Source organism: Dorea longicatena (genome assembly GCF_025150085.1).
In the GTDB taxonomy this organism is placed as follows: domain Bacteria; phylum Bacillota; class Clostridia; order Lachnospirales; family Lachnospiraceae; genus Dorea_A; species Dorea_A longicatena.
Genome location: NZ_CP102280.1, coordinates 1,774,536 through 1,796,983 on the forward strand (window position 1 = coordinate 1,774,536; position 22,448 = coordinate 1,796,983).

At 42.7% G+C, this 22,448-nt stretch carries 21 protein-coding genes; 3 read left to right on the forward strand and 18 right to left on the reverse strand.

What is annotated here, in order from left to right:
• Window positions 1–20: 20 nt before the first annotated feature.
• From NQ508_RS08470 to garR, 8 genes are all read right to left on the reverse strand, one after another.
• Window positions 21–767, reverse strand: a complete 747-nt coding sequence (locus NQ508_RS08470) for a DeoR/GlpR family DNA-binding transcription regulator (protein ID WP_006427248.1) — start codon at window positions 765–767, stop codon at window positions 21–23.
• Between the two features lie 78 nt (window positions 768–845).
• On the reverse strand, window positions 846–1,955 hold the full coding sequence (locus tag NQ508_RS08475; protein WP_006427247.1) for a cation diffusion facilitator family transporter: 1,110 nt from the start codon (window positions 1,953–1,955) through the stop codon (window positions 846–848).
• A 222-nt stretch (window positions 1,956–2,177) separates the two neighbouring features.
• Window positions 2,178–3,590 (reverse strand): GntP family permease, encoded by a 1,413-nt coding sequence (locus tag NQ508_RS08480; RefSeq protein ID WP_022415973.1) that lies wholly within the window; start codon window positions 3,588–3,590, stop codon window positions 2,178–2,180.
• Window positions 3,591–3,671: 81 nt separating this feature from the next.
• Window positions 3,672–4,682, reverse strand: a complete 1,011-nt coding sequence (gene pdxA / locus NQ508_RS08485; RefSeq protein ID WP_006428014.1) for a 4-hydroxythreonine-4-phosphate dehydrogenase PdxA — start codon at window positions 4,680–4,682, stop codon at window positions 3,672–3,674.
• Window positions 4,683–4,697: 15 nt separating this feature from the next.
• On the reverse strand, window positions 4,698–6,002 hold the full coding sequence (locus NQ508_RS08490; RefSeq protein WP_044920258.1) for a four-carbon acid sugar kinase family protein: 1,305 nt from the start codon (window positions 6,000–6,002) through the stop codon (window positions 4,698–4,700).
• A 293-nt stretch (window positions 6,003–6,295) separates the two neighbouring features.
• Complete coding sequence (locus tag NQ508_RS08495) at window positions 6,296–7,708, reverse strand: GntP family permease (RefSeq protein ID WP_006428016.1); 1,413 nt, start codon at window positions 7,706–7,708, stop codon at window positions 6,296–6,298.
• A gap of 118 nt (window positions 7,709–7,826) precedes the next feature.
• Window positions 7,827–9,251, reverse strand: coding sequence for a four-carbon acid sugar kinase family protein (locus NQ508_RS08500; RefSeq protein ID WP_044920260.1), 1,425 nt, complete (start codon window positions 9,249–9,251; stop codon window positions 7,827–7,829).
• A gap of 12 nt (window positions 9,252–9,263) precedes the next feature.
• Window positions 9,264–10,154 (reverse strand): 2-hydroxy-3-oxopropionate reductase, encoded by an 891-nt coding sequence (garR, locus tag NQ508_RS08505; protein ID WP_171054387.1) that lies wholly within the window; start codon window positions 10,152–10,154, stop codon window positions 9,264–9,266.
• A gap of 377 nt (window positions 10,155–10,531) precedes the next feature.
• Here garR and NQ508_RS08510 point away from each other — a divergent pair, with 377 nt between their 5' ends.
• A complete protein-coding gene (locus NQ508_RS08510) occupies window positions 10,532–11,176 on the forward strand; it encodes a GntR family transcriptional regulator (RefSeq protein WP_006428019.1) in 645 nt (214 codons plus the stop codon).
• A gap of 62 nt (window positions 11,177–11,238) precedes the next feature.
• On the opposite strand, the gene NQ508_RS08515 is transcribed toward NQ508_RS08510, so the two are convergent.
• Entirely contained in the window at window positions 11,239–12,243 is a 1,005-nt protein-coding gene (locus NQ508_RS08515; protein WP_044920262.1) for a bifunctional HD family hydrolase/N-acetyltransferase, read from the reverse strand.
• 71 nt (window positions 12,244–12,314) lie between these two features.
• Window positions 12,315–13,172: a patatin-like phospholipase family protein gene (locus tag NQ508_RS08520; RefSeq protein ID WP_006428021.1), complete on the reverse strand. Its 858-nt coding sequence runs from the start codon at window positions 13,170–13,172 to the stop codon at window positions 12,315–12,317.
• A gap of 254 nt (window positions 13,173–13,426) precedes the next feature.
• Here NQ508_RS08520 and NQ508_RS08525 point away from each other — a divergent pair, with 254 nt between their 5' ends.
• The gene (locus tag NQ508_RS08525) at window positions 13,427–15,058 is read left to right on the forward strand and encodes an ABC-F family ATP-binding cassette domain-containing protein (protein WP_006428022.1); all 1,632 of its coding nucleotides are present in this window, start codon (window positions 13,427–13,429) and stop codon (window positions 15,056–15,058) included.
• A 212-nt stretch (window positions 15,059–15,270) separates the two neighbouring features.
• Here NQ508_RS08525 and NQ508_RS08530 read toward each other — a convergent pair whose 3' ends face one another.
• Together NQ508_RS08530 and NQ508_RS08535 are read right to left on the reverse strand one after the other, a co-directional pair.
• Entirely contained in the window at window positions 15,271–15,792 is a 522-nt protein-coding gene (locus NQ508_RS08530) for a hypothetical protein (RefSeq protein ID WP_022416009.1), read from the reverse strand.
• Window positions 15,793–15,840: 48 nt separating this feature from the next.
• Window positions 15,841–16,479, reverse strand: coding sequence for a histidine phosphatase family protein (locus NQ508_RS08535; protein ID WP_044920228.1), 639 nt, complete (start codon window positions 16,477–16,479; stop codon window positions 15,841–15,843).
• A 204-nt stretch (window positions 16,480–16,683) separates the two neighbouring features.
• On the opposite strand from NQ508_RS08535, the gene NQ508_RS08540 reads away from it, so the two are divergent.
• Window positions 16,684–17,163 (forward strand): S-ribosylhomocysteine lyase, encoded by a 480-nt coding sequence (locus NQ508_RS08540; protein ID WP_006427928.1) that lies wholly within the window; start codon window positions 16,684–16,686, stop codon window positions 17,161–17,163.
• Between the two features lie 60 nt (window positions 17,164–17,223).
• Here NQ508_RS08540 and rplT read toward each other — a convergent pair whose 3' ends face one another.
• From rplT to NQ508_RS08570, 6 genes are all read right to left on the reverse strand, one after another.
• On the reverse strand, window positions 17,224–17,580 hold the full coding sequence (rplT, locus tag NQ508_RS08545; protein WP_006427929.1) for a 50S ribosomal protein L20: 357 nt from the start codon (window positions 17,578–17,580) through the stop codon (window positions 17,224–17,226).
• A 36-nt stretch (window positions 17,581–17,616) separates the two neighbouring features.
• Complete coding sequence (gene rpmI / locus NQ508_RS08550) at window positions 17,617–17,814, reverse strand: 50S ribosomal protein L35 (RefSeq protein WP_006427930.1); 198 nt, start codon at window positions 17,812–17,814, stop codon at window positions 17,617–17,619.
• 32 nt (window positions 17,815–17,846) lie between these two features.
• Window positions 17,847–18,341: a translation initiation factor IF-3 gene (infC, locus tag NQ508_RS08555; protein WP_006427931.1), complete on the reverse strand. Its 495-nt coding sequence runs from the start codon at window positions 18,339–18,341 to the stop codon at window positions 17,847–17,849.
• Window positions 18,342–18,635: 294 nt separating this feature from the next.
• Window positions 18,636–19,499, reverse strand: coding sequence for a DegV family protein (locus NQ508_RS08560; RefSeq protein ID WP_006427932.1), 864 nt, complete (start codon window positions 19,497–19,499; stop codon window positions 18,636–18,638).
• 46 nt (window positions 19,500–19,545) lie between these two features.
• The gene (locus NQ508_RS08565; RefSeq protein WP_006427933.1) at window positions 19,546–20,895 is read right to left on the reverse strand and encodes an MATE family efflux transporter; all 1,350 of its coding nucleotides are present in this window, start codon (window positions 20,893–20,895) and stop codon (window positions 19,546–19,548) included.
• A 129-nt stretch (window positions 20,896–21,024) separates the two neighbouring features.
• Window positions 21,025–22,389 carry a spore germination protein gene (locus NQ508_RS08570; RefSeq protein WP_044920230.1) on the reverse strand — a complete coding sequence of 455 codons (1,365 nt, stop codon included), beginning with the start codon at window positions 22,387–22,389 and terminating at the stop codon, window positions 21,025–21,027.
• Window positions 22,390–22,448 lie beyond the last annotated feature (59 nt).

Sequence of the window (22,448 nt, forward strand, 5' to 3'; positions counted from 1 at the left end):
CGATACTGCATTAAACAGGATTATACAACAATAATCCGCACCCGTCTCGCCTTCAGCACTTCCACTTCCTCCGGCAGAAATTCACGATCCGTAACCACTCCTGTATAGTCTTCTAACTGATTGATCCAGGTCATGGATTGTTTTCCGAATTTTGACTGGTCTACTGCCAGATAGGATCTTGCGCACTGCTTCGGAACCTGGCGTTTCAGCCACATCTTTTCATGTGTCGGTGTTGTTACCTGGAATTCTTCGTTGATGGAAGCTGCTCCAAAGAATCCTACATCAAACCGGAAATCCTTCAGCATCTCTGTCGCATATCTGCCAAACAGACTTCCCGTCTCTTTCTGTACCATACCGCCACATATGTATACTTTCGCATCACTGTTTTTTAATACCTGTGCAATCTCCAGATCATTTGTCACAATGATAATATCTGGGATGTCCCGGATTAATTTTGCGATCTCGCAGGTTGTCGTCCCCGCATCCAGAAATACTGAATCTTGCGGATGTACAAATTCTACACATTTTCTTGCAATTGCTTCTTTACTGTTCTTATTACTGGTCTGCTTTGTCTCATAAGCAACCTCTTGTTTCGCGACCGCACCTCCATGACACCGTTCGATCATATTACCGCTTTCCAACTTCATCAGATCTCTCCGAATTGTCATGGAACTTACATTCAATTCTTTAGCCAGCTCATCTACCTGCACACTTCCATTCTCTTTGATCAATTCAACGATCATTGCCTGTCTTTCTGCCGCAAGCATATTATCTCCTCCCACATTACGCCAGATCTGCGATCTGCAGTCTTTTCATTTTTTACTTTATAAATAAATTTATAGAAATTATACAAATTCTGTCTCTATTGTCAGTGATATCTCATATTCCGGATACTGTTTCTTCATATAGTCTGTAAATGATTTTCGCAGTCCCTCCCAGTCTCTGAGCGCATAGTCCACAATAAAATCACAATAAAGAGTATTGGTTCCTTTGCTCAGATATAACGCATGAAAGCTCTTCACGTGCTCATTTACACGTACAAATTTTCCAATGTATCGACGGATGTCAACGACACTTGAAGTATCCTCATCGACTGCATAGATTCCGAATACCATCGTCACATGATATTCTTCCATGATCCGAAGCTGCAGTCTGTGAATCTCTTCATATACCTCTCCAATGCTTCTTTTATGATCAATTTCGATATTCACCGAGCCCGAATAGCGGTCCGGTCCATAATCGTGCAACATCATATCTATCGCACTGATCACCCCGTCTGTTGCACGGATTTCTTTATATAACTGTCTTGCAAGTTCTTCTTTTCCTGAACGACCGATCAGATCCGACGCCGTATTCTTAAGCGCATCTACCCCACTCTTTATAACTACAAAGGAAAATACAATACCCGCATATGCATCCAGTGAAAATCCTGTAAATAAAAATATTACAGATGACAAAATCGTAAGTCCCGAGAAAAACGAATCATTCCTTCCGTCTTCTCCCACTGCCAGAAGTACTTCCGATTCCACTGATTTTCCTATCTTTATTGTATACATTCCAAGGCAGAACTTCGTCACAGCTGTTCCCGCCACGATCAGAACCATCAGCATACTGACCTTCATATCCGATGGATGTAAAATTCCATCTATCGACTCTTTCAACATACTGATCCCCGCATACAAAATCAGAATACCGACCACCATGCCGGTCAGATACTCAATCCTTCCATATCCAAATGGGTGCTTTTCATCCGGATGTTTCCCGGAAAGCTTTGTTCCTACATATGTCAGAAACGAAGATCCTGCATCCGTTGCATTATTGATTCCTTCCGACACGATTGCTATTGACGATGCCAGCGTTCCGATCACAATTTTCACTGCCGCGATCAGTAAATTAACTAAGATTCCTATCAAAGACGTTCTTATTATCCGTTCCTGACGGCTTGATTCCTTCATAATACACCTGTTCCTTCTTTCTTTTTCCTGTGTTTATGATAACATGTCGTTATTTCATTTACAAGATATTGCAGGTGCAGGGCACTCTGCCAAAGCTGTCACTTGCCAAAACATACAAAAGAAACGGCTGTAAGAGCCGACACGCATTCATTAACCTCCCAATGAAGCATATCCGTTCTTCCAGCCGTCTCAGGCTTTTCTTATTATACGATTCGTCTCAGATTACATAAATATATTAAGTATCAACACTTCAACCACACCGACAGCCCATGCTACCGTTGATGTTACAGACCAGATCGTTAACTGATCTTTCGCCTCGCTGACACCTAAGGTTCTGTTTACTACCCAGAAATAACTGTCGTTGAAGTATCCGAAGAATAAAGATCCTACGCAGCATGCCACTGCTCCAAGGATCGGGCTTACGCCTGATGCTGCGATGATCGGTGCTGTGATACTTGCTGCTGTCGTCATTGCTACAGTTCCTGATCCCTGAATGAATCTCATTGCTGTCGCGATCAGAAGCGGCAGGATAATGATCGGGATTGCTGTCTTTGCAAGCCCTTCTGCCATAAATGTTCCAAGTCCGGAGTCTTTGATGATCTGGCCGAGCGCTCCGCCGCCACCTGTTACTAACATGATGATTCCGGCTGATGCCATTCCTTTTTCCATCTCTGCAAGGGCTTCATGTCTGTCAAGGCTTCTTCCCAGTGTCAGGATTGCCACGATCAGTCCGAGTCCGACTGCTACGATCGGCTGTCCAAGGAATACAAGGATATTCATGAATCCTTCTGTCTTGCCCATTGCTGTTGCTACTGTGTTGATCAGGATCAGGATGATCGGGATGATCAGCGGCATGAAGGATTCCAGTGCTCCCGGAACTCCTGTCATATCCATTGCAAATGCTGCCTCGTAGTTAGGCTCCTGATAAGGCATCTCTACGATCTCGCCTTCGTCGTTCGGGATTCTGTAATATTTCTTAGAAAGGAATAATCTTGAGTATGCGATACATGCAATTGCCATCGGAAGTGCAAGTACCAGTGTCAGTAAGATGAATTTTCCTACGTCTACTCCGAAGATTCCGCAGACACCTAACGGTCCCGGTGTCGGTGGTACTAAGGAGTGGGTGATTACAAGTCCTGCTGCCAGGGCTGTTCCAAGTCCGATCACGGATTTCTTCGTTGCTTTGGAGATTGCCTTTGCGATCGGTGCCAGTACAACGAATCCGGAATCACAGAAGATCGGGATAGATACCAGGAATCCTGTCAGTGCAAGAGCTTCCTCTTCTCTCTTCTTACCGAACAGTTTTAAGAATGTATGTGCCATTCTCTTGGCTGCACCTGTTACTTCAAAGATCTGGCCCATCATAACACCAAATCCGATAATGATCCCGATACTTCCTAAGGTTCCGCCAAACCCGGAAGTGATCGAATTTACAATACCAAATGTCTTCTCAACACCGTCTACTTCGATTGTAATGTTTGTAAGTGGCATGCCGCCAATCACGCCAACTACAACTGTACTGATGATCAAGGCAAGAAATGCCTGGATTTTTGTCTTTAATACAAGGAATATCAGGACTGCGATACCTACCGCCAGACCAATCAACATCCTTTCCCCACTAAGTCCGTTTACCATAATGCAGACCTCCTATGTTCTCTCTTTTTATTACGGCAGTTATTTACCTGCCGCAATTCCTTTTCGTTTTATTTCTTAATTTTATTTTTCATGTTTTCCCGTGAAATTCGGTGCATATTTTGCTGCAAGTCTGATTGCTTCGATCATGCTGACCGCACTTACGATTCCTTTTCCTGCGATGTCAAATGCAGTTCCGTGATCTACCGATGTACGAAGGATCGGCATACCATTTGTGATTGCGATCGTCTTTTCGAAGTCCAGTGTCTTGGTTGCGATATGTCCCTGATCGTGATACAGCGATAATACACTGGTATATTTTCCCTGCGCTGCCTGATGGAATACTGAATCCGCCCCGATCGGACCTGCCACATCATAACCTTCCGCTTTCAGTTCTTCGATTGCCGGCATGATCTCTTCGACTTCTTCCCAGCCAAAGAGTCCATGTTCTCCGCTGTGTGGATTTAACCCTGCAATTGCCATAGTTCCTTCTTTCACACCGAGTCTTTCCAATGCCTTAGTACAGCGTTTTACATAATCAATGATCCTGTCTTTTTTGATCATATCCAGCATCTGCCTTAACGATACATGACGTGTCAGGAAGAATACTCTCATTCCATTCGTCTCGAACATTGTCAACGGATCTTCTGTATGTGTCAGTGCTCCAAAGATCTCTGTATGCCCGATATACGGAACTTCTGCCGCATGAAGGGATTCTTTGTTGATCGGAGTAGTAGCCACTGCATCGACCTTTCCCGCATTTGCCAGTTCAATACTCTTTGCAATGTATTCATACGCTGCTTTTCCGCACATAGCGCTGACTTTTCCATAGGCAAATGTATCCATATCCACGTTGTCAAGATTGATCAGGTTCAGGACTCCTTTTTCATCGACTGCCTCTTCCGGCTCTTTGATCTCATTGATCTTCAAATTCTCTCCTGTGATCTCGATTGCTTTTTCTACGATCTTCCGATCTCCGACGATGACACACACCGCAATCTGGAACACCTCATCGGATGCAATGGATTTTGCTACAATCTCCGGTCCTACTCCTGCAGGATCTCCGATTGGAATTGCAATAACTGGTTTCTTCATTTCTCTCACCCTTTCTTAGATATATAATTTTTCTTTCAAATAAGTAATACACTTATTGATCGCATCTTTATTTCCCTGACTTCCACCCTTGGTAATGATATGTACACCTTCAAACTCTCCTTTTAAGAATTGTCCGTAAGCTGCAAGTGGAAGTACTTCATCCAACAGACTTAAGCCTGCGGTATCGAACTTTTTACAGACAGCAACTGTGATATCCCCGCCACTTGTATACAGGCCTTTGAATGTATCTTCTGCCTTGAAGATACGATACGTGATCTCCGCGAATCCACTATTGATCATTTCTGTCACTTCATCCAGTGAACACTGATATCGCTCCATATACGGTGTAAAATCAATTCTGTTCTCCGGATAGATTCCGTCTCCGGTTACGGTTGATATATTATTCCTGTCGCATTCACCCAGAATGGAATTGACCACCCTTCTGATCTCCAGTTCTCTGCGTTTTTCACCTTCCAGAAGTTCTCTTGTATGAACGAATTCATTATGCGTTCTCTGTGAAAGCCACAATTCTTCCATCTGGGCCGTGGTATTGGCATTCACGCTTCCTACCACTGCAAGGATCTTGGTCTTCTGTTTTTTCTTATTCGGCGTGATCAGCTTTCTGGATAACGTTGCGGTAAATACTCCCGGATCTACGGCAATCACTTTTAATCCGCTGGTGATCACTGCATCGGCGATCAAGTCCAGATCTTCCTGTGTAATACAGTCTAAAGTGATGATCCGGCTTCCTTCCTCCACACATTTTTTCATCAGATCAGCAAGATAATGCTTTCCATGCATCAGATCTTTCATATAGATCGTGGATACCTGATATTTACTCTGCTGCTTAAAAAGTTCTCCTACTTCTGATATCTTCACCGGTGTCTTCGGATCAACTGCAATATTCGTCTTATGTAACGGCAGTCCGTCCACCAGCATATATCCGCCACAGATAATTCTTCCCGAAGCCGGAAAACACGGTGCCACAATTGCTATATAATCCTCTCCCAGGCTGTCCAGCATCGCATCGGTCTCACTTCCGAGATTTCCGCGAAGTGTACTGTCAATCCGGTTGGCATATACTTTGACATCGTCATCCTTAAGCAGATTGCAGACATTGTATACCCGGTTATATGCGATTTTTGCATCTACTCCTCTGCTGTCTGTCGGGTATAATACACAGTCACAGTCCGACAAAGTAGACAGTTCGATCCGTTCTGTGTTCATAACTGTGTATGCTTTATAATTCATCTTTTTCAGTAATACTCCTGTTGCATTGGCCCCTGTCAGGTCATCTGCGATTACAACACACTGCGGCATAATCATTCTCCTTTTTTCACATTTTCAAACGTTTTATACTGTTCGTTTATGTTTATATTTTATCTCTAATGTTTATTTATGTCAATATAATCTATTTTTTATCAATCTTTTTGTTTATTTTCACAATATATCATGTTTCTTTTTGTTTATTTTTATTTGGCTAGCCACCAATACATTTTCTTACATACTTTGATAAAAAAAAGCCGGTCGGAAATTATGGGGCACTACTCATTCCACACTTTCCGGCCAGCTCATTTTTGTATATCAAAGTATACAAGAATTTCTGATATTCTTTACATAAATATATTAAGTATCAACACTTCAACTACACCGACAGCCCATGCTACCGTTGATGTTACAGACCAGATCGTTAACTGATCTTTCGCCTCGCTGACACCTAAGGTTCTGTTTACTACCCAGAAATAACTGTCGTTGAAGTATCCGAAGAATAAAGATCCTACGCAGCATGCCACTGCTCCAAGGATCGGGCTTACGCCTGATGCTGCGATGATCGGTGCTGTGATACTTGCTGCTGTCGTCATTGCTACAGTTCCTGATCCCTGAATGAATCTCATTGCTGTCGCGATCAGAAGCGGCAGGATAATGATCGGGATTGCTGTCTTTGCAAGCCCTTCTGCCATAAATGTTCCAAGTCCGGAGTCTTTGATGATCTGGCCGAGCGCTCCGCCGCCACCTGTTACTAACATGATGATTCCGGCTGATGCCATTCCTTTTTCCATCTCTGCAAGGGCTTCATGTCTGTCAAGGCTTCTTCCCAGTGTCAGGATTGCCACGATCAGTCCGAGTCCGACTGCTACGATCGGCTGTCCAAGGAATACAAGGATATTCATGAATCCTTCTGTCTTGCCCATTGCTGTTGCTACTGTGTTGATCAGGATCAGGATGATCGGGATGATCAGCGGCATGAAGGATTCCAGTGCTCCCGGAACTCCTGTCATATCCATTGCAAATGCTGCCTCGTAGTTAGGCTCCTGATAAGGCATCTCTACGATCTCGCCTTCGTCGTTCGGGATTCTGTAATATTTCTTAGAAAGGAATAATCTTGAGTATGCGATACATGCAATTGCCATCGGAAGTGCAAGTACCAGTGTCAGTAAGATGAATTTTCCTACGTCTACTCCGAAGATTCCGCAGACACCTAACGGTCCCGGTGTCGGTGGTACTAAGGAGTGGGTGATTACAAGTCCTGCTGCCAGGGCTGTTCCAAGTCCGATCACGGATTTCTTCGTTGCTTTGGAGATTGCCTTTGCGATCGGTGCCAGTACAACGAATCCGGAATCACAGAAGATCGGGATAGATACCAGGAATCCTGTCAGTGCAAGAGCTTCCTCTTCTCTCTTCTTACCGAACAGTTTTAAGAATGTATGTGCCATTCTCTTGGCTGCACCTGTTACTTCAAAGATCTGGCCCATCATAACACCAAATCCGATAATGATTCCGATACTTCCTAAGGTTCCGCCAAACCCGGAAGTGATCGAATTTACAATACCAAATGTCTTCTCAACACCGTCTACATCGATTGTAATGTTTGTAAGTGGCATGCCGCCAATCACGCCAACTACAACTGTACTGATGATCAGGGCAAGAAATGCCTGGATTTTTGTCTTTAACACAAGGAATATCAGGACTGCGATACCTATCACCAGACCTATCAACATCCTTTCCCCACTAAGTCCGTTTACCATAATACAGACCTCCTATGTTCTCTCTTTTTTACTGAGGCAGAGTTCTTTTCCTCTGCCTCAATTCCTTTTTTTGCGTTTTGTCTATTTCGTCTTGTCTGTTTTTGACATGTTTTGTTATTTATTTTGCTGCCAGCACTTCCACAGCTTCTCTTAATGTTGTGACCTCACCTACGTTTCCAGGGAAGATAACGTATGGTGTCAGAGGGAATTTACTTTCTTCTCCTGTCTGCCATACCGGGATTCCAGGCTTGATCTGACCAAGAACATTCGCTTTCTTTACTGCCAGAGCTTTTGTTCCTACATCACTGGATGTAATTCCGCCTTTTGCGATTACAAAGCTTGGTGTTACACTTAAACGTCCAACCAGTGACTGTACTGCATCGGAGATCTTTACAGATAATCTTAACTCATCCTCTTTATCACCTGTATCAGCAGTAATCAGTGCTCTTGTTGTATAACAGCAGACTGTCTTTCCGGCTTTCATGCAAGTCTCTTCCAGATTCAGACATCTCTTTACTTCTTTTTCAAATGCTTCGTCATCTTTTACAAGTGTTGCATCCAGTTCGATGAATTCAATGTCTGTCAGTTTCTTCAGTTCTTCCACCTGTTTTGTAGTCTTATCTGTATGAGAACCTACAACGATGATTCCTCCGTTGTCTGTCTCTTTTACCACCATCTGTTCTCTGCTAAGAAGCGGCTGATCGGTTACTCCGCCCATAACCTTTACGATAGCTGCCGCCGTACGGAACATGAATACTTTTCCCTTTGCCATTGCTCTGTACAATGCCACACAGAATACTTTTACATCTGCATAATCCACAGCATTTACAATGATCTTATTGAAGTCTTTCACTTCCATCAGTGCTTCTTCGATCTTGTCGATGTTCATATCGTGGATATCTTCCAGTGAAATGCAGGTAACATCGGAAGCTTTGTATGCCCCTTTTGTCTTCTCTTCTACATACTCCGGCATTGTCGCTGCACTGTAGCCAAATGTCTTATCTTTGGCAAACTCTGTCTCATTCGCAGGAATCAACTCTTCACCGTATTTTACATAATGTACATTATCAATCGTATATCTTCCGCCTTCTTTGAAGAATGGGCAGAGGATCTCACCGTCGATCGTCTTTCCTGTATTGGCTTCATAGTTCTTCTTCAGAAGCTCTGTCTCCAGTGGATAATGTCCACGAAGAGTAGAATCACTTCTGCTGATGAATATGTATTCTTTTCCGGTCTCTTTTGCGACTTCGTCAACCACTGCAGCGATCTCATTGTGCGCCTTGGTTGTCTGTTCCGCTGTAAATCCTCTGGAGTTGGTCAGGACATAGAATAAGTTATTCTCCTCATCAAATCCCTGACGGATTGTATCTTTTTCCCAGTTTGTGTATACGGAAATGTCATGTACCGTCTGAACTCCTGTCGGGTCATCGTCTAAGACAACGATCTTTTTATTATTCTTTTCAATTTCTTTCTTTAACAGTTCATCGATATAAGCTTCGTCAATCTTCTTATATGAAGTTAATACTTCTGCATTCAATGCCATGTCCATTCTCCTTTACTCTTCCGTCTTTTTTACTTCTACGTCAGCAAGTTTTTCGAAATACTGAACAATTCCGCCATGATCATCATTCATATGTCCGTGGATCTTCAGTGTCTGAAGGATTTCATAAAGCTGTGCTGTATATGGAATCGGTACATCAATCGAATGTGCTGTATTTACTACGTTCTTGATATCTTTATGGTTGATTCTGATCGGTCCGCCTGGTTTGAAGTTACGCTCGATGATCATCGGGATCTTGGCATCAAGTACTGCACTTCCTGCAAGTCCTCCGCGGATCGCATGATATACTTTTTCCGGATCTGCTCCTGCTTTTGTAGCAAGTACAAATGCTTCAGATACCACTGCAATTGTGTTATTAACGATTACCTGGTTTGCAAGCTTTGTAACACTTCCGCTTCCGCTTCCACCGATCAGTAACGCAGAAGATCCAAGAATGTCAAAATACTCTTTCATTGCATCGAAGTCTTCCTGATCTCCTCCGGCCATGATTGCAAGTGTTCCTGCAACAGCTCCAGGCTCTCCTCCGGATACCGGTGCATCTACGAATCCTACACCTTTATCTTTCAGTCCTTCGTAGCATTCCTTTGATTCTACCGGTGTTACAGAACTCATATCACATACAACGGTTCCTTCTTTGATGGTAGATGCAACACCGTCTTCATCAAATAAGATAGATTTGGAAATTGCTCCGCTTGGAACCATGATGATAATTCTTCCACACTGCTCACCAATCTCTGCGTATGTTGCTTCTTTTGCTCCTGCTGCTACAACATCTGCAACTGCTTCTTTATTTAAATCAGATACCAGCAGCTCTACACCTGCATTCAATAAGTTCTTTGCCATCGGTCTTCCCATGATACCAAGTCCAATAAATCCTACTTTCATTTTCATACATCCTTTCTCTTTTTCACTCCACATGATCGTTTACTTTCACAACATAGTTTACACTTGTTCATTTCCGTTCGGATCAGTGAAATATGTCGTTCTTTTTTGTTTCTGACTACACTTTACTACATACCGGTATACCGGTCAAGACGTTATTTTTCTTTCTCTTATTTCACCAGTTTTACGCCTCTATTTTTGTCTATTTTTAACATATACATCGCTTTTCTTTCGTTATTTTCTTAACATTATAGACAACTTTTTTCACCCTCGTTTTCCTTTTCACTTGACCGATTTCAGCCTGTATTGTATGATATTTATAGCGAAAAACGCATGAATTTTGTTAAATAAATAATTATCGTGAAATATAAGGAGTTACTATGACACCACTCAATGAACAAGCTTATAATTATCTCCAGAAATTGATCATGGAGAATCATTTTTCCTATCAGGAAGTCTATTCCGAGACAAAATTATCAAAAGAACTTGGAATTTCGCGCACCCCGCTAAGAGATGCCGTGCACAGACTTGCACAGGAAGGTTATATTGATATTATTCCCAGCAAAGGATTTATGCTGCATCAGATGAACCGAAAGGATGTAAATGAAACATTTCAGGTACGTTCTGCACTGGAAACATACTGCACCGTTCAGATCAGTAAAGCTTCTTCTACCCGCAAAGCGAAAAAGCTTTTTAAAGAGCTAGACTGGATCATGGAGTGCATGAACGATATTATGGAAACTACACATTCTATCAAAGAATTTTCCGAATATGATTTTCAGTTTCACACAAAAATCATAGATTATCTGGAAAATGAACAGTTTTCAAATGTATTCGCCATGTTCATGTACCGCATGAAACGGCTGGCTGAACTCTCCCTTGCACATAAAGGCCGTATGGAACAGACTTACGAAGAACATATGGCAATTTTGGATTGTATGAAGAATGGCGATACTTCCCACATCTATGAGATTACATTGAAACATATGGAAACGCCCCGCGATATTAACCTGGAAGATCTATAGATATCAGAAAATCCTGAATACTTTAGCCTTTTCCTTTTGAACCAAAAACCGTGTAGCTATTTTTAGCCACACGGTTTTTCCATATATATTTCTTCTGTTTTCTTTGTATTTCCTATTTCCCGGAACCCATATCTTTCATAAAATGCTTTTGCAGTTTGTGTATGAAGCATACCATACAGATGCCCGTTTTCCTTCATGATCTGATTCATCATGATTGTTCCAAACCCCTGCCCGCGATACGCTTCTTCTATGACCAGATCCATCAGGTAAAATGTCGTCACACCATCCGTCAGAACTCTCGCAAATCCGATCTGCCTGTCTTTTCCGCCTTCACTGATGCAGTCACTCAGAAATAATCCATACGGACAGGCATTCTCCATACTTTTTCTGATCAGCTCTTCCGTTCTGTCTTTTGCCCAGTCCGTACTGTGCAGAAGTGCTGCCACTTCTTCCAGATGCATATTCTCCACACCTTTTCTTATATAGTAAGACTGTCCCCTTTCTTCTCCCTCTGAGGCAATCTTATCTGCCGATATCTGTCGGATCACTTCACGCAGCTTCGCAAGATACGGATCCGCCTTACATTCTTTTTCTCCATAAGTCATCTGAAGATCATATTCTAGTGGAAGCCACGTTGCAATATCTGCCTCATTATGTTGGATCAATGCTTCCATCTTATCCAGTGCATGTACGATTTTTGCTTCCATCGTCTCTGCTTTTTCCAGTTCATCAAACAGCGCATCCAGTTCTTTTCGTTCCCTTTCCGGGAGCATCGCTGTCACATTGCTGATTGCACTTTCTTCTACTTCCCGGTCAGAATCTGTCTTCACAAATGCCGGAATATCTCCGGTCACTGCTTCTCCCAGATCATGGAACAGGCTCATCCTCATCACCTTGTCCATATCACAATCCGGGAATTCTTCTTTTACCAGCCATGTAAACACGCACAGACGGTAGGTATGTTCTGCTACACTTTCCCGTCTGTTCTCTGCCGTTCTGGAATGGCGCATATTACATTTCAGGCGTTCTGCCACGCCCATAAAATCTAGTAATGTTCTTGGTTCCATTCTCTGTCTCATCCTGTTTTTATTTTTCTTACTCTGTTTATTTCCATAAACATTATAATCTGCTTTTATATTTATTCGTTCAGATACTCCAGCAGTCCCTGATATTCTTTCTTCATCAGTCTGTTTCCATGCATATAGAAATGCTGCAGCTTGTCATAATCCTTTTCCATACGGGACACAGTCGGGATCAACGGACGGATCACGAATATCTTTCCTTCTTCTTCCAGCTTTTCGATCAGTTTCATCTGCTTGTTGTATACAGCATTTCTTGTCATGATCGTACGTACCAGATTCGGATATTTCTTATAAGCTCTTTTATAAAGCTGTTCCGTTGCTTTTACCGCTCTCTTCTTGCGGTAGCCCGGATTTCTCGTCAATACTACAACAATCTTGTCATTTCCTTTTTCCAGTGCATATTCGATTGGAATGGAATCAGCAAGGCCGCCGTCCATATACGGGATTCCGTCTACATTTGCAATCGGTGCCGCAAGCGGCATACTGCTCGATGCACGGCAGATCTTCATCAGACGTTCCGGATCTTTATCTTCCGACAGATATTCCGCATCTCCCGTGATACAGTTCGTAACCACCAGCTCACATTCCATCTCAGATGCAAAATAAGTCTCAAAATCAAATGGATAAATTTCATTCGGAAATTTATCAAACAGCATATCCATATCCATCAGGGCTTTTTCTTTCAGGGTCTTCTTTAAACCATATACATAATCGTATTCTTTCTCACGATGGATCACACATTCCCGGCTCCGCCCAGCCTGTTTCGACACATAATCAACCGCATTACACGCACCTGCCGATACGCCGATCACATTGGACATATACATGTCCTTTTCCATCAGATAATCAAGAACTCCAGATGTAAATACTCCGCGGTTTGCCCCGCCTTCCAGCACTAATGTTGCTTTTACCATAAGTCTTACCTCTCTTTAGCTTTATAATCTTCGTAAATTTGTCTGCGCATTTTTATCGTTTATCTACAGAACCTGCCACCGACAGCTCTGCGCATGATACTTCTATCATTATATACCCTTTTTCATAGAAGGAAAAGAGGAACTTCCCTTGCTATTTTCCTTTATCTCTGGTACTATATGCTAGTCAGCGTCTGCAAATCCGGGCGCAGTCACTATCAACGAAGATTCAAACGACAAGGAGAATACAAACCAATATGATTAGTACAAGTAATGTAACATTACGGGTTGGTAAAAAAGCCCTGTTCGAAGATGTTAATATTAAATTTACAGAAGGAAACTGCTACGGTCTGATCGGAGCAAACGGTGCGGGTAAATCTACATTTCTTAAGATTCTGTCCGGACAGCTTGAGCCGACGAACGGAGAGGTCATCATCACACCGGGTGAACGTCTTTCTTTCCTGCAGCAGGATCATTTCAAATACGACGAATATCCGGTTCTGGATACCGTTATGATGGGAAATGCAAGACTGTATGAGATCATGAAAGAAAAAGAAGCCATCTATGCAAAAGAAGATTTCACCGATGAAGACGGTATGAAAGCCAGCGAACTGGAAGGTGAATTCGCAGCCATGAACGGATGGGAAGCGGAATCTGATGCTGCCACATTATTAAATGGTCTTGGAATTCCGGTTGAAATGCATTATGAAATGATGAAGAACTTAAATGGTCCGGAGAAGGTTAAGGTCCTGCTTGCACAGGCACTGTTCGGTAATCCGGACATTCTGCTCCTTGACGAGCCTACTAACCACTTAGACCTCGATGCGATCGCATGGTTGGAAGAATTCTTGATCAACTTTGACAATACCGTCATCGTTGTATCCCATGACCGTTACTTCCTGAATAAGGTCTGCACACAGATCGCCGATATCGATTATGGTAAGATCAAGCTCTATGCCGGTAACTATGACTTCTGGTATGAGTCAAGCCAGCTTCTGATCCGTCAGATGAAAGAAGCCAATAAGAAAAAAGAAGAAAAGATCAAAGAGTTACAGGAATTCATCTCACGTTTCAGTGCCAATGCTTCAAAGTCTAAACAGGCTACTTCCAGAAAACGTGCCCTGGAGAAGATTCAGCTTGATGACATCCAGCCATCCAGCCGTAAATATCCTTACATCGACTTCCGTCCGAACCGCGAGATTGGTAACGAAGTACTGACGGTAGAAGGATTAAGCAAAACAATTGACGGCGAAAAGGTTCTGGATAACATTTCCTTTACTCTGAACCACGATGACAAGGTTGCATTCGTCGGAAGCAATGAGCTTGCCAAGACAACGCTCTTCCAGATCCTTGCAGGAGAGATGGAACCGGACGAAGGTACTTATAAATGGGGAATCACTACAACTCAGGCTTACTTCCCACTCGACAGCGGAAGTGAATTCGACAACGATTACAGCATCGTAGACTGGCTGACACAGTATTCGGAAGAAAAAGATGCCACTTATGTACGTGGATTCCTTGGACGTATGCTGTTCTCCGGTGATGACGGTGTGAAGAAGGTACGTGTTCTTTCCGGAGGAGAGAAGGTACGCTGTCTGTTATCCAAGATGATGATCAGCGGTGCCAATGTACTGATCCTCGACGAGCCTACCAACCACCTGGATATGGAAAGCATCACCGCACTCAACAACGGAATGACAAAATTCCCTGGTGTACTGCTCTTCTCTTCCAGAGACCACCAGATCGTGCAGACCACAGCCAACCGTATCATGGAGATCGTACCGGGCGGTAAACTGATTGATAAGATTACGACTTATGATGAATATCTTGAAAGTGATGAGATGGCTCGTAAGAGACAGACTTATACGGTTCAGGAGGAAGATAATTAGATTGCTGTTAAATGCATAAAGCGGTCGTTACCCTGACTTCCATAAAACTTCCCAGCTACACACAAGGGTTATAATTCCGCTGTTGAATTCATTATCATTGGCCTATCACGACATGAGAAAGACTTGGTATTCTGGTTCTGACGTATATGGAGCGATGTTAGAACCAGAATACCAAGTCTTTCTCATGGACCGGGGTAAGCCACGATGATGAACTAAACAGCAAGCCGATCATGCAATCTATAATACACCTGATCAAACGCTTCCTGTCTTCCATCCCCCTTAGTTGTCGACAAAATGGCATGTCTTTTTCCATTTGGTTCTGTCAGGAACAGGGTTTTCTTCACATTTCCTTGTTTTCCCACTTCTACTTTTTCCATATGATGCAGATCGTATATCCATACATCCGCATCAACTACAATGACATAATCTTTTGCAACCAGAAGCTGTTCTTCTTTCAATTCAAGTACATCTGGTGCCACAATCTGGCGGTAGAATTCATTTTTATCTTCTATCTTATCCAGTTTACTGTTGAATGCTTTTCTTCCCTTTGTATTGACCACTGCATAGACTACCGCTACAATTCCCACAATGATTGCAAGCAGATTATTAGAGAAAGAACAGATCAGTGCCAGACAAAAAAGGCTGATCCAGATTATCATCCCCGTCTGCAACGACTTAATTCTTTTCGCAGTCAAATCTGCATACTTCTGTTGTCCCGCTGTTTCAATTGCCATATTCATTCTCCTTTTGCTCTTATGATATCATGATTTTTATAACTATTTTTATTTATCAGCCCATGGTCTTACTGTTTCCTCGTAATATGTAACATTTTCAGAAAGAATCGTCGCCTCTTCATTCTTCACTTCTACTTCTGTTACTCCGCAGTTACTGTGTACCCCGATTCCCCAGTACTTCTCTAACGGCTCTTTTCGGATATTATTCAGCATTCCGGCCAGTGCCGCACCATGTGTGGTGATCAGAATATTTTCATATACACCCTCAGTCTTTTTATACAGACTCTTCAGAAATTCTCCGGTTCTCTTCTTCACATCAGCAAATGATTCTCCGCCTTTCCCAGGTACGAATCCTGCCGGATCATTAAAAAATTTTTGAAAATCCTCCGGGAGTTCCCAGTTATCTCTTGCACAGCATTTTCCTTCATATTCACCAAATGCCATTTCCTCAATTCTGGCATCTTTGATGATCGGGATATCTTTCCCATACAATATAATTCTCGCCGTCTCATGTGCTCTTGACAACGGACTTGAAATACACAGATCAAACGGGATATCCCGCAGTCCTTCCGCTGTTTCTTCTGCCAAACGCTTGCCAAATTGATTCAGCGGGATATCTACCTGCCCCTGAATCCTTTTTACTTTATTCCAATCAGTTTCTCCATGTCTTACCAGATAAAGCTTCATTCTCCTAATTTTTCCTCCTAAAATACCCTTTTCCATCCATGAATACACTCCACAGACACTGTTAACCGCATTGACCTCTAATGCCAATATAAAACTCAGTATATCACACCTTTTCATCTTTTTATAGTCAAATTCTGCTGAAAATGCTATAATATTTCTGCATAATATTTTGAAAAATTGTGAAAAAAAAGAGGTGTATCAATTATGGAAAAAATTGCAAGTTTTACAGTAGATCACCTGAGACTTGTTCCGGGTGTATATGTTTCCCGTGTCGACCAGGTAGCCGGTAATCCGATCACAACTTTTGATCTGCGCATGACCCGTCCCAACAAAGAACCAGTGATGAACACAGCTGAGGTTCACACCATCGAACATCTTGCCGCAACATTCTTACGCAATCATGCAGAATATGCCGACAAAACGATCTACTTCGGACCAATGGGATGCCGTACCGGATTCTATCTGATCCTCGCCGGAAGTTATGAATCCAAAGATATCGTGCCGTTATTAAAAGAAATGTATACATTTATGGCAGAATTCGAAGGTGAAGTTCCCGGAGCCGCTGCCAAAGACTGTGGCAACTATCTGGATATGAACCTTCCGATGGCGAAATATCTGTCTAAGAAATATCTTACCGAGGTTCTTGAGAATATTACTGATGAACAGTTAAATTACCCGGCATAGTATTCTTTGGTATAAAAAAACACGCAGGATTTTCCTGCGTGTTAAAATTCTCTATTAAAATTAAGCTAAAGCAGCTTTTGCAGCTTCTGCAAGTGTTGCAAATCCTTCTGCATCATTTACAGCCATCTCTGCAAGCATCTTTCTGTTCATCTCGATGTTAGCTACTTTTAAGCCGTGCATGAACTTGCTGTATGACAGACCGTTCATTCTTGCTGCAGCGTTGATACGAGCGATCCAGAGCTGACGCATCTGACGTTTGCGCTGTTTTCTTCCTGCGTATGAAGATGTAAGAGCTCTCATTACAGACTGTTTTGCAACTCTGTACTGTTTAGAACGTGCTCCTCTGTATCCTTTTGCTAACTTTAATGTTCTGTTATGTCTTTTTTTAGCGTTTAATCCGCCTTTAATTCTTGCCATGTCTTATTCTTCCTCCTTCACAAATTGAACCTTATCTTAGAGATATGGTAATACTTTCTTCATGTTCTTTACATTAGTAGCATCAGCGATTGTTGCTTTTCTAAGATTTCTTTTTCTCTTTGTAGATTTCTTAGTTAAGATATGGCTCTTGTAAGCTTTATTTCTTTTTAATTTTCCTGTACCTGTCTTTTTGAAGCGCTTTGCAGCTGCTCTATTAGTTTTAATTTTTGGCATGATATGCTCCTCCTTCAACTTGTATTGTATTTTTAACGTTTTTCAGTTAAAACCATGCTCATGCTTCTGCCTTCCATCTTAGCCGGTTTTTCAATGACTGCGATGTCACCAAGCATCTGAGCGAAATCGTCCAGAATATGTTTGCTCTGCTGAACATGTGCCATCTCACGACCTCTGAAACGCAGTGTAACCTTTACCTTGTTACCTTTGCTGATGAACTTCTTAGCATTATTCACTTTGGTATTAAGATCGTTTGTCTCAATATTTGGTGAAAGACGCACTTCTTTTACTTCAACGGTCTTCTGTTTCTTTTTAGCCTCTTTTTCCTTTCTTGCAAGTTCATATCTGTACTTACCGTAATCAATAATCTTACAAACAGGTGGCTGAGCCTTTGGAGCAATCTTCACAAGATCCAGATCTGCTTCCTGAGCAAGCTTCATAGCTTCTCTTGGACTCATGATACCTAACTGATCTCCATTCTCTCCAATCACTCGAATTTCTTTGTCTCTAATCTGCCCGTTAATCATTAAATCGCTAATTGTCGTGCACCTCCATCATAAAATAAAATAAGTGAATAGTTCGAGACTATCCACTTGCATATCTGTATCATCAGATCTATAATCAAATCTGTATTATACTCAATATCAAACCATTAGTCACCTGATTGTGCTAAGGTGAGAGTGGATACTCTACTTTCTTTTTTGCCTTACGCAACATATAATTTACCATATGTATCTGTATCTGTCAATATCTTTTTTCAAGTTTTTTATTATCAAGTTTTTTATTATCTCAGTTTTTATATGCTGCATTCTGAAATTTTATTATCTGTGCACTCCCATGCAGACTACCGCAACCATTCCCGGCCCCGTATGACCGCCGATCACAGTGCCGATATCATTCATCATGATATTCGTTACTCCCATTTTCTTACGCACCAGCTCCGCTACATACTCTGCATCCTTCGGACAATTGCCGTGCGGAATCATCACCATGTCCGGCATCTTTCCTTCGCATGCATCGATTGCCATATCCACGATCTTATTCATTGCTTTCTTTCTGCCACGTTCTTTCTTGATGATCTGAAGTTTTCCTTCATTATCCAGATAAATGATCGGCTTGATCTGCACCATCGTTCCAAGAACTGCTGCCGTCTTCGAGATACGTCCGCCTTTCTGTAAATGATTCAGATCTTCTACCATAAAGAAATGGCAGATTTTTAATTTATTCTCTTCCACCCACTGTGCAACTTCTTCCAGACTCTTTCCTTCTTTCTGAAGTTCCAGTGCTTTATAATCAATCAGTCCTTCTCCCAGACTTGCACAGAGCGTATCGATCACAACGATCTTTCTTTCCGGATATTTTTCCTGCAGTTCCTCTGCTGCTATACACATGCTGTTATATGTACCGCTAAGTCCTGATGAAAAACTAAGATGCAAGATATCTTTTCCTTCTTTCAGGATTGGTTCCAGCATATCGATTGCTGCCTGCGGACTTGGCTGTGATGTCACTGCCATCTCCCCTGCCCTTAACATGCCGTAGAATTCATCTGCGGACAGATCATACATATCACGGTAAGTATTCCCGCCGATCGTACAGTTCAGAGGAACTACCGGGATTTTTCTTTCCCACACCCACTCTTTTGGCAGATCGGATGTACTGTTGATGGTTATTACATATTCACTCATATTGAAAACCTCCTCATCCTCAAGTCTCTTTCATCTTACCATTGTCTTACATATTACGCAAAACTTTTTTCATCGTATAGATAAATACAACACTTGTCGTCACAACAGAGATTACATCTGCGATTGGCTCCGCACGGTAGATTCCCATCACCCCCATGAATTTTGGCAAAATAATTGCAAGCGGGATCAACAGAATAATCTTTCTGAGAAGCGCAATGAACAGCGACACCTTTGCCTGTCCCAGTGAAATGAACGATGTCTGGCACGCACACTGGATTCCAAAAATAGAGATTCCCAGAAAATAAACCGGCATAACCTGGCATGTCAGTTTCAACAGTTCCTGATTATTCGTAAATAATCCGGTATAAATCTGCGGTGCAAGGATTGCAACGCCTGCAAGTAAAAGCGTTCCTGCCAGACATACCAGGATCATCCGTTTCATCGTATCCTTCACACGTTCCTTATTTCCTGCGCCGTAATTATAACTGATGATCGGCTGGATTCCCTGTGTAATCCCCTGCACCGGAATTGTGATCAACTGCATGATACTCATCAGGATCGACATCGAACCAACATACAGGTCTCCGCCGTATCTCTGAAGTCCTGTATTCAGCGTGATCGTCACAAGACTTTCCGTACTCTGCATGATGAACGGCGAGATTCCAAGTCCGGCGATCATCTTGATCACATCCGCTCTCAGGCGCATATTCTTTAGCGACAGGTGCATCACAGTCTTTTCTGAAGTCAGGAAATGTACCACCCATGCCGCGCTGACCGCCTGCGACAAAATGGTTGCGATTGCCGCCCCTCGCACACCCAGATGCAGCACGAAGATAAACACCGGATCCAGACAGATATTCAAGACCGCTCCGATCAGTACCGACAACATCGCCGTCTTCGCTTCTCCCTGTCCACTGATGTAGGCATTCAACCCAAGTGCCAGCTGTACAAAGATCGTTCCGATCAGATAGATAGATATGTAATCTCTTGCATAGACAATCGTTGCATCACTTGCTCCGAATGCATAAAGGATTGGTGTCTTACATATCGAAAAGAACGCCGTCAGAATCACAGAAAAAAGGATCAGCAGTCCTGCCGAATTGCCAAGGATCTGCTCCGCTCCCTGTTTATTCTTTTTTCCAAGCTGGATTGACGCAAGCGGTGCGCCTCCCATTCCGGCAAATGCACTGAATGCCGAGATCATCGTAAGGATGGGAAATGTTACCCCAACGCCGGTCAGTGCCACATCTCCATATCCCGGAATATGACCGATGTAAATTCTGTCTACTATATTATAAAGCACATTGATAAGCTGTGCCGCCACAGAAGGAACCGCCAGAGAAAACATCAGTTTCCCCAGCGGTGCACTTCCGAGTCTTTCGTCTCTGTGATTCATTTGTATCGCTGCCTTTCTCTTGCATATTCTTTTGTATACTTGTTCTCTTATATACTCACTTTAGTATAAAAATTATTATATCATTTTCTTATTTTTGTGTACACATTCATTGCCGCTTTTCACATTACATTATTTCAGGCTCACATGCAGATAACTTCTTCCGGAAAGCGTCTTATTAAAGCAGATACTGCACACCACCAGAATACAGCCCAGTGCGAATCCCCACCAATTAAATAATGCGGTCAATACCAGTAATGCCAGACGCATGAATTTTAACGCATAACCAAGTTCAAAATTCGGCTGTGTATAATTGGCTACTGCCACAAAGGCCATGTATAACATGACTTCGCTGTTAAACCACCCCGATGCTACCGAAAATTCTCCCATAACCAGACCTGCGATCACACTGAGCGGAGTACTTAACATACTTGGCGTATTCAGTGCCGCAAGCCTCAGACCATCGATCGCTACTTCCAGCATCAAAAGCTGATAGATCAACGGTATATTCACTGTATCCTTCACCGCCACAAAGGCAAATACTTTCGGCAGCCAGTTCAGGTTCTGCATAAAAAGCAGGAAGACCGGCGTCAGAAATATCGTCATCAGATTGATCAGTGTTCTGGATATTTTCAGATAGACACTGGTCAGTGTCGGAAAATAATAATCATTGGCCTCTTCGATCATGTCGAAGATCGATGTCGGAAGTATCATCGCAGATGGTGAATTGTCTACCAGAATTACGACTTTTCCCTCCAGAAGACATGCCGATGCCGTGTCCGGACGCTCGGTGAACTTGAACTTCGGGAATGGATTGTACCATTTCCGTCTGAACAGACATTCCGCCAGACTCTGCTGGTTCATTCGCAGATCATCCGTATCCACACTCCGGATCTTGTCACGTACATTTTTCAACAGTTCCTTGTCTACCCTGTCTCCCATGTAGCAGAGTGCCACATCCGTTCTGGAACTGTCCCCGACTTCCATCATCTCCATGATCAGCGCCGGATGACGGATTCTTCTTCTCATCATTGCCGTATTATATACGAGTGTCTCTACGAAACCGTCTCTGGAACCTCGGAGGGACTTATCTTTATCCGGTTCTTCCACACTTCTTACCGGATATGTCCTGCAGTCGATCACAATACATGCCCGGTATCCATCAATGAACACACACGTTTCACCAGACAGCAGGCTTTTCAGTATCTGATCAAAATCAAACAACACTTCAACCTCAACGTATGGAATGCATGCGTTGGCAAACTCCCACACATCCTCTGGCATCTCTTCTTCCTTCACCTTCAGAAGTGCATCCATAATCTTCAACATCGTCTCTTCGCTCGTAAACCCATTTACAAAATAAAAAGAAGAAACCCTTCCTCCAATCAGCAGATCTCTTTGAATGAGGTCAAAGCTTTCCTGGATTGGAAGTGTTTCATTCATATATGCTACATTTTCTTCTCTTGTCTTAAAAACCGGGATTTCCTGGCGCGTCATGTCCTTCTCACCTCTTATATACATAGACTATACTTTCCAGTATGCCCCGGTTCTTAATA